Below are 13,562 nucleotides of genomic sequence, written 5' to 3' on the forward strand. Positions count from 1 at the left end.
CTACTTGCCCAGGGCTTGCAGGGCGCGGGCGAACACCTCGTCGACGGTGCCGACGGCGTCGACGGTCTTCAGCTCGTGCTCGTGCTGGTAGTACTCCAGCAGCGGCGCGGTCTCGTCGCGGTAGACCTTCATCCGGTTGAGGATGACCTCGTCGTTGTCGTCGGCGCGTCCGCGGCCCTTCAGCCGCTCGAGCAACACGTCTTCGGGCACCCGGAACTCGATCACCGCATCGAGTTTGGTGCCGCGGCGCTCGAGCATGTCGTGCAGCGCCTTGGCCTGCTCCAGCGAGCGGGGGTAGCCGTCCAGGATGAAACCGGACGCCGCGTCCGGGTCGTCGAGGCGGTCGTCGACGAGCTGGTTGGTCAGCTCGGAGGGCACCAGGTCACCGGCGTCGAGGTAGCGCTTGGCCTCCAGGCCGAGTTTGGTGCCGTCGCTGATGTTGCTGCGGAACAGGTCGCCGGTGGAAATTTGTGGGACTCCGAGTTTTTCGGCCAGCTTGACCGCCTGGGTGCCTTTCCCGGCGCCGGGCGGCCCAAGCAAAACAACTCTCACTTCAGGAACCCTTCGTAGTTGCGCTGCATGAGCTGGCTCTCGATCTGTTTGACCGTATCCAAACCGACGCCGATCATGATCAAAACCGCGGTACCGCCGAACGGCAGGTTCTGCACCTGCCCGGTGTTACCGATCTGCAAGAACAGGTTGGGCAGCACCGAGATCACGCCGAGGTAGATCGAGCCGGGCAGCGTGATGCGGCTCAGCACAAACCGCAGGTAGTCGGCGGTCGGCTTGCCCGGGCGGATGCCGGGGATGAACCCGCCGAACTTCTTCATCTCGTCGGCACGTTCGTCGGGGTTGAACGTGATCGACACGTAGAAGTACGTGAAGAAGATGATCAGCCCGAAGTACAGGCCGATGTAGACCGGGTCGGCGGGGTTCGACAGGTAGTTGCCGACGAACTTGTCCCACCAGGTGTTGCCGACGCCGCCGGTGCCGCTGCGGATCAGCTGGGTGATCAGATGCGGGATGTAGATCAGCGACGACGCGAAGATCACCGGGATAACGCCGGCCTGGTTGACCTTGAGCGGCAGATACGTCGAGGTGCCGCCGTACATCCGCCGGCCCACCATCCGCTTGGCGTACTGCACCGGGATGCGGCGCTGGCCCTGCTCGACGAACACCACGCCGACGATGATGACCAGCGCGGCCACCAGGACTGCGGCGAAGATCGGGCCGCCGCGGCTGTCCAGGATCGACTTGCCCTCGGCGGGGATGCGGGCGGCGATACCGACGAAGATCAGCAACGACATGCCGTTGCCGATCCCGCGCTCGGTGATCACCTCGCCCATCCACATCACCAGCGCCGCACCGGCCGTCATCACCAGCACGATGACGACCAGGGTGAAGATGCTCTGGTCGGCGATGATGTCCAGGCTGCAGCCCTGCAGCAGCCCGCCGTTGGCGGCCAGCGCTACGATGCTGGTGGCCTGCAGGATGGCCAGCGCGATCGCCAGGTAGCGGGTGTACTGCGTCATCTTGGCCTGGCCGGATTGGCCTTCCTTGCGCAGCTCTTCGAAACGCGGGATCACCACGGTCAGCAGCTGCACGATGATGCTCGCGGTGATGTAGGGCATCACCCCGACCGCGAACACCGTCAGCTGCAGCAGCGCCCCCCCGGAGAACAGGTTGATCAGAGAGTAGATCTGCGCGGCTTCGCCGCCGCTGACCTGCGCGATGCACTTCTGCACGTTCGGGTAGTCCACGCCGGGCGACGGGATCGACGCGCCGACCCGGTAGAGGATGACGATGCCCAGCGTGAACAGGATCTTCCGTCTCAGGTCGACTGTCCGCAGCGATGAGATGAAAGCCGAAAGCACTCTTCCTCCTGCGCAGCCGGGCTCTGGTCGCGGCGTGCCGATGGGGCTGGTCTGGCCAGCGTCGGTTGGTCCTGCGTTACGCGCCGACCCGCAGGCCAGGATATGCAGAGTCGCGCGTCAAGCAGTCTACGAGAGTAACAGCGCAGGCAGCGGTCCCCCGCACGCAGGCGTACAGTTCCTGCTGTCATTACGTTGGCTAAGTATCGAGGAGTTGGTGGATGGCCGGCACACGGTTTGAGGGCGACACCTGGGACTTGGCCTCCAGCGTCGGCGTGACCGCGACCATGGTGGCCGCCGCCCGGGCCGTGGCGACCCGAAGCCCGAATCCGCTGATCAACGACCAGTTCGCCGAGCCGCTGGTGCGCGCCGTCGGCGTCGACTTCTTCACCAAGATGGCGAGCGGCGAACTGGATCCGCGCGAGCTCGACGACGACGAGGCCAAGGGCCTGCGCCGGTTCGCCGACGCGATGGCCATCCGCACCGAATTCTTCGACGGCTTTTTCGCCGACGCGGCCGCGGCCGGGATCCGGCAGGCCGTCATCCTGGCCTCGGGGCTGGACTCGCGCGCCTACCGGTTGCCGTGGCCGCCCGGCACCACGGTGTTCGAGGTCGACCAGCCGCAGGTGATCGAGTTCAAGACCGCCGCACTGGCCGAGCTGGGCGCGCAGCCGACGGCGGATCGGCGGGTGGTGGCGATCGACCTGCGCGACGACTGGCCGGCCGCGCTGACACAGGCCGGCTTCGACCCGGCCCAGCGCAGCGCCTGGATCGCCGAGGGGCTGCTGGGCTATCTGCCCGCCGCGGCCCAGGACCGGCTGCTCGACCAGATCACCGAGTGCAGCGTGCCCGGCAGCCGGTTCGCCACCGAAGGCCTGGTGGACGTCAACGACCTCGGTGAAGCGGAACTGCGCCGGCGCATGCAGCGCCAAACCGACCGCTGGCGCCGCCACGGCTTCGAGCTGGACATGGCCGCCCTGGTCTACTTCGACCACCGCACCGACGTGGCGACCTACCTGGCCGGCAAGGGCTGGCGGACCAGCGGCGCCAGCGCCACGGATCTGCTGACCAAGCACGGCCTGCCGCCGATCGATGCCGACGACGCCCCCTTCGGCGACGTGGTCTACCTCAGCGCGGAGCTGGCGCGATGACCCGCTCGGATCGCGACAGCTGGGATCTGGCGTCGAGCGTGGGCGCGACGGCGACGATGGTCGCCGCCGCCCGGGCCTTGGCGACGCGCGCCGAGCCTCCGCTGATCGACGACCCGTTCGCCGAGCCGCTGGTGCGGGCAGTGGGCATCGACTACTTCGTCCGCCTGCTCGACGGGGACCTCCCGGATGGCGGGGAGGCCGCGCTACCGGTCGATCCGCGCCACGTCGTCACGAACATCGCTGTGCGGACCCGGTTTTTCGACGACTTCTTCACGGCGGCGGCCAACGACGGTGTGCGCCAGGCGGTGATCCTGGCCGCGGGCTTGGACACTCGCGCCTATCGGTTGCCGTGGCCGGACGGCACCGTCGTCTTCGAGTTGGACCAGCCGGCGGTCGTCGACTTCAAGTCGGCGACGTTGTCGCAACTGGGCGCCCAGCCGAGCGCCGAACGGCGAACCGTGCCAGTCGACCTGCGCGAGGATTGGCCGGCTGCGTTGCGCGCCAACGGCTTTGACGATGCCAAGCCGACCGCGTGGATCGCCGAAGGGCTGCTGTTGTATCTGCCGCCGGACGCGCAGGACCGGCTGTTCGACCTCATCACCGCGCTCAGCGCGCCAGGCAGCCGGTTGGCCACCGAATACCACCCCGACGGCGGCGCCGCGATGGCCGAGCGCAGCAAGACGATGGCCCCGCACTGGCGCGAGCAGGGTTTGGACCTCGACCTGTCCGAGCTGGTGTACCACGGCGAGCGCAAGGCCGTGCCGGACTACCTGGCCGCCCATGACTGGACGATCTCGATGTCCAGTCGCGCCGAGCTGTTGGCCGGCTACGGCCTCGAGCTGCCCGACGACGCCGCATCGGCGCCGATGCGCAACACGGTCGCGATCACCGCGGTGCGATAGGACTGGACCGCCGTTCGGCCAGCTCCAGGAACCGGTGGTAGCGGTCCTCGGTCGCGCTCTTCCACGCCGGGTCGGGTTCGACGACCCGCTCGGTGCGCGCCCACCGGGCGGCGTCCGTCATCGACGACTCGAGTCCGACGGCCATTCGCGCCAGGAAGGCCGCTCCCAGCGCCGCACCTTCGGCGACCGCCGACACGTGCGCCGGCCGGCCGGTGGCGTCGGCAATGGCCTGCATCCACGGCGCGACCCGGGTGCCGCCGCCGGCCGCGACGATGCGGGAGACCGGGGCGCCGCTGCGCTCGACGAACTGGCGGACGACGAAGCCGGACGCCTCGTAGGCGGCCCGGCGCAGCGCGGCGGCGTCGTGGGTGAGATCCAGGCCCTCGAGCGCCGCGCGCCGGTCCGGATCGTGGTAGGGCACCCGTTCACCACGCACATACGGCGACCACACCGGCACCCGCCGCGGGTCGGCGGTACTGGGGTCTGCCGGCGCAAGGAGGCGATCCACCCAGCCGAGGAACAGCCCGCCGGCGTTGCTGGGGCCGCCGATCTGGCTCTTGCCGGCGGCGGTGTGCGGGATGGTCCACAGGCCCGGCACCTGCCGGTGTTCGGGAATGGTCACCCAGACGATCAGCGTCGTGCCGCACAGCACCAGCACGTCGCCGTCCTGGGCGGCGCCCGCCACCAGCTGCTCGCACAACGCGTCGATCGCCCCGACCGCCAGCACGGTGTCGCTCCCGGATAACTGCCCGGCCGCCATGCCCGGAGCGTCCACCCGCGGCATGCGGTCGACCGTCGCGCCGCAGTCCGCGCACGCCTGCTCGTTCCAGCCGGTGCCGTCGAACAGCGGGAGGCTGGTGTAGGCGGTCGCGAAGTCGACCACGGCGTCGCCGGCCAGCGCATGGTTCGCCACCGCCGGCGCCGGCCAGTATCCGGCCGCGCCGGGTGCCTCGGCGGCCGTCCAGCGCAGGAATTCGGCCGCCTCCCCTGTCGGCGGGAGCGATGCGCCGGGATCGACGCGTGTGCGGCCGCGCCCGTCGCCGTACAGCAGTCCGGGCGTGATGGGCCGCCCGGTGTCATCGACGGCGGTCAGCGACGGCACCATCGCCGACACCGCGGCGGCGCGGGGGTTTTCGCCGGCCAGTTCGCCCAGGGCGGCCAGCGGGCCGCGGCGCCACGCCTCGTCGGCGTCGTGTTCCAGCCGGTCCGGGGCGGGGACGCGCAGTTGGTGAGCAATGCGTGTCCGCGCGGTGACCCGGCCGTCCTCGTCGGCGGCCACGGCTTTGACGGCGGTGCTGCCGATGTCGATGCCGAGTGTGACCTCTTTGCGTGACACGCGCTTGACGTGCTCCTCGTACAGAAAGTCCGAGGATTCCCGTGGCGACTTACGCCGCTGACGGGGTGCTTCCTGCTTCATCGCCCCGTGCCTCCCGGATGATGGGAGGACTTACGGGGGCTCCACCGGGACCGCTGGCGCGCTCCCGCCCACGTTGGTGGGTGGCGTTTAGTCTCTCCGCCCGCCCGGCGGCGAGAATGACTTTGGCGGCGTTGTAGTCGCGGTCGTGGACCGTCCGGCACGCCGGGCAGGTCCACTCCCGGATCTGTAGCGGAAGTTCGTCGAGCCGATGCTGGCATGCAGAGCATGTCTTGCTGGAGGCCAGCCACCGCGACACCTGATGCAGGCTTCGCCCGTAGCGGCCGGCTTTTTCGCCGATGATCTTCACGAACTGCCCCCACCCGGCATCGCTGATGGCTCGTGCGAGTCGGCGGTTGGCGACCATCCCAACAATGTTGAGGTCTTCGACGTGGATCACTTGGTTTTCGCGAACCAACGCCAAAGCCTGCTTGTGGTGATAGTCCCGCCGGGCGCGGGCGACCTTTCCATGCTGGGCGGCAACCTTGCGCCGCGTCTTGTTCCTGTTGGCTGATCCTTCCTGCCTGCGCGACTTCTCCCGTTCCAAACGCCGCAACTTGCGCAGCTTGCGGCCCAAGTGTTTCGGGTTGGCGACGTCGGTGCGTTGCCCGTCTGTGGTCGCGACCGTGGCAAGCCGGTTCAGACCCACATCCACCCCAGCCTCGCGGTCGCTCGCCTGCAGCGGCGAGGGTTCGACGTCGACCACAAACGAGGCGTAGTAGTGCCCGTCGGGTTCGCGGATGATCGTGACGCTCGACGGCTGGCCGGGCAGCTCCCGTGACCAGCGGACCCGCACCTCGCCCACCTTGGCCAGAAACAACCGGCCGTTGGGCCGCAGGCCGAATCCGTTTCGGGTAAGCCGAAACGATTGACGATGGTCCTTCCGGGATTTGAACCGTGGCCGGCCGATCCGCCGCCCCTTGCGCCTGCGCGACACTGAATCGAAGAAGTTGCGAAAAGCCCGGCGCGAGTCGTTGACCGACTGCACCAGTGCCACGCTGGGCACCTCGGCTAGCCACCACCGCTCCTCGGTGGCTTTGGCTTGGGTGATCACCCGCCGCTGAATCTCGGTATCGGGAATTTTCTCCCCAGCCCGGTACGCGTCGTCGCGGACCCGCAGTGCGTCGTTGAACACAACGCGACAACACCCGAGCACCCGGGCCAACATCTGCTGCTGCGCCTGTGTCGGTTCGATGCGGTATCGGTAACGCATCAACACACCGACACCATAAAGGTGGCCACCGACAACCCAGGCCTGCAACTAGAGCCGGACCGGCGTCACCCATCAGCACATCGATGACAGCTGTTGGGTTCTCGCCGTGGTCGGGAACAGCCCCACCAAGCGACTCACGCACACCGACTGCGTCGACCCGGTCGGTCATCAAGCACTCATCGAGGCTGTCGAGAAACGCCTCTGCGTGCTGCGCGATAGCGGTCAGACTGGCAGTGCGATCAGGCATAGTCAAAACCCTAGGACCCGTATCGGCGTGCCAGTTGGTCAAGTGCTGGATATTGGGATGCGCTCGTTTTGCTCGGGAGTCCGCGGCGATCTACCGTCGCTGTCTATATGGGCCAGCGGGGCGATCGACCCATCAATGACCACGTGTCGGCGGTTGACCTTGTCGGCGCGCTCGCTTCACGAGCCAAGGATGCGCTGGCCCGAGCTGGCAGGCGCTGACCACACTAATTTAATTAGAGATCGCCATGCCGCCCAAAAGTTCCAACATTGGCCGCCTGATACAGATAGGAATAGCTCAGACTTCGAATATGGCCATTCCACCAGTAGTCGTGACGCGAGCTTTGGTGACCGCGCCGCTGCGTGGCGAAGGGTTCGACAAATTGCGGCGGCTGGCCGACGTCGTCTACGACCCGTGGATTGAGCAGCGGCCGTTACGGATTTACAGCGCCGAGCAACTCGCCGAGCGGATTTCGGCTGAGCGCGCCGATGTCGTTGTGGTGGAAGGCGATTCGGTCGGCGATCCGGTGTTCGAGCTGGGCCTGCGGGCAATCGCCTCCACCCGAGGGGACCCCAACAACGTCGACGTCGCCGGCGCCACCGCGGCCGGGATCCCGGTGCTGTTCACGCCGGGCCGTAACGCGGACGCGGTCGCGGAGATGACGATTGCGCTGCTGTTCGCGTGCACCCGGCATGTGCTGACCGCCGACGCCGACGTACGGGCCGGGGAAGTGTTCCGCGACGGCACAATTCCGTATCAGCGGTTCCGGGCGTGGGAACTCGCCGGCTTGACCGCCGGGCTGGTCGGGCTCGGCGCCGTCGGCCGCGCGGTGCAGTGGCGGCTGGCCGGGCTGGGCATGCGGGTCATCGCCTACGACCCGTACAACGATGAGGCCCGGCACAGCCTCGACGAACTGCTCGCCGAGGCCGACATTGTCTCGTTGCACGCGCCGGTCACCGAGGAGACCGCCGGGCTGATCGGCGGCAAACAGTTCGCGGCCATGCGCGACGGCGTGGTGTTTGTGAACACCGCGCGGGCGCAGCTGCACGACACCGATGCGCTGGTCGAGGCGCTGCGCAGCGGCAAGGTCGCCGCCGCCGGGCTGGATCACTTTGTCGGCGAATGGCTGCCCGCCGATCACCCTCTGGTTGGCATGCCGAATGTGGTGCTCACGCCGCACATCGGCGGGGCTACCTGGAACACTGAGGCGCGGCAGGCGCAGATGGTGGCCGACGATCTGGAAGCGCTGTTGTCCGGCCGTCGATCGGTGCATATCGTCAATCCGGAGGTGCTGACCCCGTGAGATTTGTCGACAACCCGGAGGCCGCGGTGCTGGCTGCGGCCAAGGACATGCTGCGCCGCGGGCTGGTCGAGGGGACGGCGGGCAACATCTCTGCGCGACGGGAGGACGGCAACCTGGTCATCACGCCGTCGTCGGTCGACTACGCCGAGATGACGCTCGAGGATCTGGTACTGGTCGATCCCGACGGCGAGGTGCTGCACGCGGCCGAAGGCCGCTCCCCGTCGACGGAGATGAAGCTGCACCTGGCCTGTTACAAGGCTTTTGACGACATCGGCGCCGTCATCCACAGCCATCCGGTGTGGGCGACGATGTTCGCCATCGCGCACCAATCGATTCCGGCGTGCATCGACGAGTTCGCCGTCTACTGCGGCGGCGACATCCGCTGCACCGAGTACGCCGCGTCCGGCACACCCGACGTCGGCGCCAACGCGGTGAAGGCGTTGGAGGGCCGCGCGGCGGCGCTGATCGCCAACCACGGCATGGTGGCCGTCGGCCCACGGCCTGACAAGGCGCTGCACGTCACCGCGCTGGTCGAGCGCACCGCGCAAATCGTTTGGGGCGCAAAGGCTCTCGGTGGGCCGGTGCCGATCCCCGAGGACGTCAACGCCGGCTTCGCGGGGATCTATTCGTATCTGCGGGCGAACCCGATGTAGATTCATGAGAAGGCGGGGTTCTCGACGCTCTCACAGGTTCCACTCCCCTGGTGTGGACCAGGGCCTGTGTTATTGGCCGCGCTCGAAATGACGACCACCAGAGGGTAATTCGTCATTGACTATTGCGACGTCGTTGTCTGTTCTCAGTCGACGTGACGTTGTCTAGTTGATATGACGGCATCGATCTCATTAGACGGGCAGCTCGGTGGCCGATCACCTCGGCGTAGGCCACGCAATCCTTGGCCTGTCGGCTGGCGCGATATCGTAATAGGCGGCGATCTGCATGAGCCGGTCAGCGGTGGCGTTCAGTCGAGCTGCGATGACGGTGTGTTTTTCGTTGATTCTCGCGATAGCCTCGTTGCAGGCGTAGATGCTTGGCTGGATGGCGTCGCTCTCATATCGCCGCTCGATAAGTTTCAGCTGGGACGCGTGGGCCCGCAGGCTATCGGCGACCTCGCGTAAACCGACGGTGTCCACCTGCAACCCTTTGGCGTCCGCCTCGGCGGCAACGTCGTACATCTCGAGTGCATGTTCATGCGCTACTGCGGCGGTGCGCCAGGCTTTTGCCGCGTCGAACATGTGTTGCCTAGTTTCGTCTATGTGTGACGACAGCCAATTCTCGACCTGAGAGCGAGTGGGCAGCGGATGCTTGTGTATTTCGTCAGCCACGGCCAGGATTTTGTCGGACCCCTTGCGTATCTGTGCCGCCGCGGCAACGTCTGCATCCAGCAGCTCGACGACCGCGTTGCGAATCTTTTCGACGTGCTCAGCGGCTTTTCTCATTCTGTCGTCGCGCTCAGGAACCATTCCAAGATGGTAGCCACCGCCGAAGGCAGACTCCCTGCTCAGGAGGGGTCGACCCCCTCATCGTGACCGTCGTTCCGTCGATTCAACACTTCTCGTATTGGTGGCGTAGCTCGGCTTCAAGCGGCTCAGTCGGATGCGTGTATTGAGGATCCGGTGGGGTGCAACCACCGATGGTGACGGTGAGGTTTCGATCGATGACATCGCGGGGTGGCGGAGCCTCGACACCTGCATTGAGCCTAAAAAGTACGGGATTCGGCAACTGCGCTAACAAGGGTACGACGCCACGGGCGATCCGCTCAAAATCATGTTCCCTGCCAAAGTCGAATGCTATGCCGACCGTGGCCTCCGTCGTTGTGCGGCCCTGCTTTGGGGGCAACACAGTTGATCCCTCTGCGCTATCGATCGGCCGGATTTGGTCGACGATGTTCTGCCAGATCTGGCGTAGCCTCCGATCCAGAAACAGCCCAATTGTTTGGTACGAGTTCGGAGGCGTGTACTGGTCCCTCCCGGGTATCGCCACAATCCACGCCGCTGAGTTCAGTTGCGGATGAAGGTGAATCAAGTTATCCAGCACGACATCATCCGCAGCCACAGGTATCTGCACGCGAAGGTTCGGACCGACAACACTGGTGTACGCATCTTCAAGCGGCAATGACGCCGTAACGGTTTCAATCGCCGGTGAACGGGCGATGTCAAGCCACCACCGGGCAGCCCCAGCGACGGCCTTAGCTGAGCGATCGGGGCGGACGACGACCGTCTCATCGAAAGCGTATCGAGTGGTCAACCTTGAGCTGGTCGTCCACGAACTGCCCGGCAGGTCCGTCACGCCCGGGTGTCGATACACAAGCTCGAAGCTGACATCGAAGTGCGCAAAATCGGCGGTGGCCATTTGGTCGACGAAGGCGTGGGCGACTGCTGCGCCTTGGTCATTGGTCACAGTCGGGGTCAACGTCACCGTGAGATCGAAGTGCGCGCCGCTATCAACGGAAGTGTCGTAATGCACGTCGGCGTCGGCCACGCCGGGCATTGCGCGGATCGACCGGCCGATCGAGTCAGCCGCATTGCGACGGTTTGGAAAACCGCAGCAAGTCGCGCAAACCACCGTAACGGCAACAGCAATCAGCAGCAACCAACGCCTAAGCAGTAATCGAGGGCTCCCGGTGAAATTAGGCATTTACCGCATCGGGGACGGGTGTTGGTGCTACTTCTTGTCACGGGGTAATCGGCAGCCGGTGTACCCTGAGACCACGAGGTTGCCCCCGTACGAGACTTTGATGAATAAGCCAGTCGGGCCGTAGTAGCCGACGTCGTGATTTCCAGGCTGATCTTTCATAACCTGAACCTCGGTGGCGTCGAGCTTGGCAGCCGACTCTTTAGCGGCCTCTTGAATTTTCGTCCACTGCTGCTCAGAGACCGGAACACCCACAGCGACGGCGTGGGGTAAGAAATAGCCTTGCGCGTCGGCCTGATCGTAGGGACGTCGCTGACAGTTTTCACTCGATCCTTCGCTGGGGGTCTCCCAGATGATGGAGGGGATGAGTTGGCTTGCGGCTGCTTTGATTTGGTCTATCGCGGCTTGCACCTGGGCCTGGGTGTCTTCGAATGAGGGGAGGGATTTGAGTACTTCAAGGGCCGTGGCGGCGTCGGTGGGCGGGGTGGGTTCATAGGGTTGTTTCACGTGGCATCCTGCTATGGCTAGTGCGGCGGCGACCAGGGCAGCGACCAGCAATCGGTGGTGTCGCCGATTTGGGGCGTTGTTGATTGGGTTGTTGGTCACTATTCGCGAACCGCCTTGTCGCCCAGGCCGGCGAGAACGGCGGCGATGTTGTAGTTCGTGGTCCTGAGCCCCCCGTCGTCAGGGAAGCGCGGGTAGTCGCTATGTCCTTGAGCGCCTTCGAGATTCAACGTGCCGCCGTGGCCATCGGGCACGGTGGTGGCGCCGGTGGCAAGGTGGGTGAAGTTGGGGTTGGTGGCCGGGTTCGGGCCAAAATGCCCGGCCCCAGTGGCGTCCGCGCCACCCAAGATGCCTTCGGCGATGGTGCTGAACGGCTGCGGTAGGAACGGGGCCAGATCGTGCGCGATGCGCGGGCCGTCGTAGGTCCATTGGATCGGGTCGTCGGGGGTCTCCATCGTGAACACGTGGCCGGGCTGCAAGTGCAACTGTTGGGGCGTGGAGGCTTCGACGCCAGGGGATCCATAAAACAGCGCCCGTGACACCCCATGATCACCGGGTTCCTGCAACGCCAGGCCAGTGGTCAGCGAGCCGTAGGAATGCCCTATCGCAGTCAGATCAGCTCGGCCGCCCTGGTGGGTGGCCTGTATCCCGTTATAAAAGCGTGCCAGGTCGTGGGCGCCAGCTCGGGCGATATCGTCGTGGCTGACACCCCACCCGCCGGCCAGCGACTTGCCGAGGTCGTCGAAGCCGGGCACCTGCGGCGGGTCGTAGCCAATCCACGCAATCGCCGACACGGTGTCGTGTTCGTGGCCAGGCGTGTTCTGCAACTGCCGCAGAGCTTCGTCTCTCAGACGGGTTGCCTCGTCACTCATCCCTCCGATGGCGCCGTGCACGGTGGTGTTGAGACCGGGTGTGCTGACCGAAACGTGCGTGGCCTTGTCAGGGTCGCCAACGGCGACGGCGGCGCGGGCCTGCTTACCGGTTTCGGTGTCGAGCAGCATCAGTTTGCGATCGGGCTTGCCCGCGATTGCTTTGTCGACGGCTTGCAGATCGGGCAGGTATTTGGCGCCGTTTTGGGCGGCGTCGTATTGGCGTTGCCAGGCCTCGTAGGCGAGCCGGTCGTCGAAGATCGCCCCCGGCTCGTTGGGATGCGGAATGTTCTTGCCAGCCGCCCAGTCCGGGTGCTGGTTCTTCAACGCATCGGCTTGCGCGGCAGCAGCCTTGGCGTGGGCCAGCTGGTCAGCGAGATTGAGCCGCCCGTAGTGGTCGCGATCCACCGCGGGCATCCCGTCATGGTTACCGATGTTGTGGTTTTGGCGATACAGCCAATCCTTTTCCTGCGGGGTGAGCTTGTCCCACAGGTCACGGAATTTGTTCGGGTCATCCGGCAGCGGCCCGGAAAGTGCTGCCCGCACGTCGGGGCGGGTCTCGGCGGGGCCGGATGCATCCTTGCCGGCCGACGTGATCGCACGAGCCAGATCGGCATCGGCGGTGTTGGCGTCGGCCACAACCTTTTTGATCCGCGCTTCAAGCTCGGCCTGGCGCTGCCGGTTTGTCGGGTGGTCCATGTCGAGGCTGTCGCTGGGCGTGACCGTGCCGGTGGCCCGGTCGATGTTGAACCCCCACGCGTGCGCATCGCGGTCAACGCTGCTCAACGCGTCTTTGACCTCTTGAACCTCATCGGCCGCTTTGTTGATCGCTAGGCCGACCGCCTGCATCTCATCGGTATGCGCCACAAGATGATTGCTCAGCTTGTCCAACGACGTCCGCGCGGCATCCCCGCCGCTGCCCTGCCAGCTGGCAATCAACGGCAACCGGGAAAGCCCCTCTTTGACTTGGGCGGCACTAGCACCGCGTTTGCCTAACGCCGCCGACACCTGCCGAAGGCACCCGGCATCCCAACGATCGACATCGGCAATACTGTTGACCGACATCAGATTTGGTCGTCGATGTCGTCGGCGCTTTCGCCGTCAACCTTCAGATAGGCAGCACGGGCCGCCCGAAAAGCCTGCTCGTGATCGGCCATGCTGCCACACAACTTCTCGGTGGTGGCCTGCCATTCCGCGAGTTTGGCTTGCAGCGCCGCCGCCGAGGCACCGACCCAGCCAGATTGTGCACCTTCAATATCGCTGTCGGCGGCTGCATGAGCGGCCCGCAAATCCGCGTGATGCACGTTCATCTGCTCAGCCGAAATGTGCAGAGCCATCGGGTCGATTTCCAGTGGTTCAGGCACTCTCCACCCCCTGCTGCCGTCCAGGACAGCATAACCGCTCACGAGCAGGGCTTATGCACGAAAGTGAGGGGCGGGCGTCGGCATCTCGCTGACGCG

The 13,562-nt window shown here is 65.8% G+C and carries 13 protein-coding genes; 4 read left to right on the forward strand and 9 right to left on the reverse strand.

The features are described 5' to 3' along the window. Both AWC14_RS15620 and secY read right to left on the reverse strand, forming a co-directional pair. Window positions 1-552, reverse strand: a complete 552-nt coding sequence (locus tag AWC14_RS15620; protein ID WP_045373432.1) for an adenylate kinase — start codon at window positions 550-552, stop codon at window positions 1-3. Further along, a complete protein-coding gene (gene secY / locus AWC14_RS15625; protein ID WP_045373430.1) occupies window positions 549-1,874 on the reverse strand; it encodes a preprotein translocase subunit SecY in 1,326 nt (441 codons plus the stop codon). The genes AWC14_RS15620 and secY overlap by 4 nt, the downstream gene beginning before the upstream one ends. A gap of 218 nt (window positions 1,875-2,092) precedes the next feature. Between secY and AWC14_RS15630 the strand changes: the two genes are divergently transcribed. Continuing rightward, entirely contained in the window at window positions 2,093-3,022 is a 930-nt protein-coding gene (locus AWC14_RS15630; protein ID WP_045373429.1) for an SAM-dependent methyltransferase, read from the forward strand. After that, window positions 3,019-3,924, forward strand: coding sequence for a class I SAM-dependent methyltransferase (locus AWC14_RS15635; protein ID WP_045373427.1), 906 nt, complete (start codon window positions 3,019-3,021; stop codon window positions 3,922-3,924). Before AWC14_RS15630 ends, AWC14_RS15635 begins: the two co-directional genes overlap by 4 nt. On the opposite strand, the gene AWC14_RS15640 is transcribed toward AWC14_RS15635, so the two are convergent. Together AWC14_RS15640 and AWC14_RS15645 are read right to left on the reverse strand one after the other, a co-directional pair. Next, window positions 3,908-5,260 (reverse strand): xylulokinase, encoded by a 1,353-nt coding sequence (locus AWC14_RS15640; protein WP_045373455.1) that lies wholly within the window; start codon window positions 5,258-5,260, stop codon window positions 3,908-3,910. The genes AWC14_RS15635 and AWC14_RS15640 overlap by 17 nt on opposite strands. Before the next feature lie 49 nt (window positions 5,261-5,309). After that, a complete protein-coding gene (locus AWC14_RS15645; RefSeq protein ID WP_235215792.1) occupies window positions 5,310-6,551 on the reverse strand; it encodes an RNA-guided endonuclease InsQ/TnpB family protein in 1,242 nt (413 codons plus the stop codon). A gap of 554 nt (window positions 6,552-7,105) precedes the next feature. Here AWC14_RS15645 and AWC14_RS15650 point away from each other — a divergent pair. Further along, window positions 7,106-8,098: an NAD(P)-dependent oxidoreductase gene (locus AWC14_RS15650; protein WP_045373423.1), complete on the forward strand. Its 993-nt coding sequence runs from the start codon at window positions 7,106-7,108 to the stop codon at window positions 8,096-8,098. Then, on the forward strand, window positions 8,095-8,751 hold the full coding sequence (locus AWC14_RS15655; RefSeq protein WP_045373421.1) for an L-fuculose-phosphate aldolase: 657 nt from the start codon (window positions 8,095-8,097) through the stop codon (window positions 8,749-8,751). Before AWC14_RS15650 ends, AWC14_RS15655 begins: the two co-directional genes overlap by 4 nt. A gap of 213 nt (window positions 8,752-8,964) precedes the next feature. Here AWC14_RS15655 and AWC14_RS15660 read toward each other — a convergent pair whose 3' ends face one another. The 5 genes from AWC14_RS15660 to AWC14_RS15680 form a co-directional block, all read right to left on the reverse strand. Then, window positions 8,965-9,558 (reverse strand): hypothetical protein, encoded by a 594-nt coding sequence (locus tag AWC14_RS15660; RefSeq protein WP_045373419.1) that lies wholly within the window; start codon window positions 9,556-9,558, stop codon window positions 8,965-8,967. Between the two features lie 82 nt (window positions 9,559-9,640). Then, the gene (locus AWC14_RS15665; protein ID WP_152602487.1) at window positions 9,641-10,687 is read right to left on the reverse strand and encodes a hypothetical protein; all 1,047 of its coding nucleotides are present in this window, start codon (window positions 10,685-10,687) and stop codon (window positions 9,641-9,643) included. 72 nt (window positions 10,688-10,759) lie between these two features. Continuing rightward, window positions 10,760-11,236, reverse strand: coding sequence for an LppA family lipoprotein (locus AWC14_RS15670; RefSeq protein WP_045373415.1), 477 nt, complete (start codon window positions 11,234-11,236; stop codon window positions 10,760-10,762). Between the two features lie 98 nt (window positions 11,237-11,334). After that, complete coding sequence (locus tag AWC14_RS15675) at window positions 11,335-13,167, reverse strand: alpha/beta hydrolase (RefSeq protein WP_235215791.1); 1,833 nt, start codon at window positions 13,165-13,167, stop codon at window positions 11,335-11,337. Then, window positions 13,167-13,466: a WXG100 family type VII secretion target gene (locus tag AWC14_RS15680; protein ID WP_052425470.1), complete on the reverse strand. Its 300-nt coding sequence runs from the start codon at window positions 13,464-13,466 to the stop codon at window positions 13,167-13,169. The genes AWC14_RS15675 and AWC14_RS15680 overlap by 1 nt, the downstream gene beginning before the upstream one ends. Window positions 13,467-13,562: the final 96 nt, after the last annotated feature.

Source organism: Mycobacterium kyorinense (assembly GCF_002101735.1).
Lineage (GTDB): Bacteria > Actinomycetota > Actinomycetes > Mycobacteriales > Mycobacteriaceae > Mycobacterium > Mycobacterium kyorinense.